Origin of the sequence: Thiocystis violacea, assembly GCF_016583575.1 — a bacterium.
Lineage (GTDB): Bacteria > Pseudomonadota > Gammaproteobacteria > Chromatiales > Chromatiaceae > Thiocystis > Thiocystis violacea.
This window is the reverse complement of the sequence record NZ_NRRG01000174.1, coordinates 1-600: the sequence shown is the minus strand read 5'-3', so window position 1 is coordinate 600 and position 600 is coordinate 1. Positions and strand designations below refer to the sequence as shown.

Sequence of the window (600 nt, the reverse complement as noted above, 5' to 3'; positions counted from 1 at the left end):
TATCCTTTTGTCTGTCGCCCGCAGCTTCTCGCCCAACCGCCCTTCCGTGGACCGATTCGTCCCCGCCCGGGCGCTATTCGCGTCGCTGAAATGAATTCCGGCATCGCTATTTGCCAAGAGGACGTTGCCGCGTCATTCAGATCACGGATTCAGGAAGTAGACAACTCAGATTGGATTGAGTTCTGTAACCAGCGGCGGCCGGATATCGAAAAAAACGCTGCGGAACTGCGTCCCCTTAATAAGCAGATAAAAAATTTGGGTTGTGATGGCTATAGCACATCGTCGGTTTGCATCGAGTTGATTAGGGATCGCAATAGGCTAGTTCATGAGCGAGTTCTTGGCGGTTATTGGCGTTGCGATAACATTAAACCATTCTCTAAGGTTTTTGTGTACGATGACACAACTTGCAATAACAGGTAATCAAGAAGGAATTAAAAATTAAAGGGGCCAGGTTCGAATGGCACTAAGATAAGCCCAACCTGCTGAAACGCATGAGAAAGGCTGGCGGTGGTGGTAGGCTGAGAGTGGCCAAACCCAACTGCCCACCCGTGGAGCCAGCCCCCATGCATCCTCGTCAGCGCGCCGCGCAGCGGCAACGAC

At 51.8% G+C, this 600-nt stretch carries 1 protein-coding gene; it reads left to right on the top strand.

The annotated features are described in order from the left end of the window. A partial coding sequence (locus tag CKO27_RS24320; RefSeq protein ID WP_207281120.1) for a hypothetical protein occupies window positions 1-420 on the top strand: 420 nt, incomplete at its 5' end. Between the last annotated feature and the right edge of the window lie 180 nt (window positions 421-600).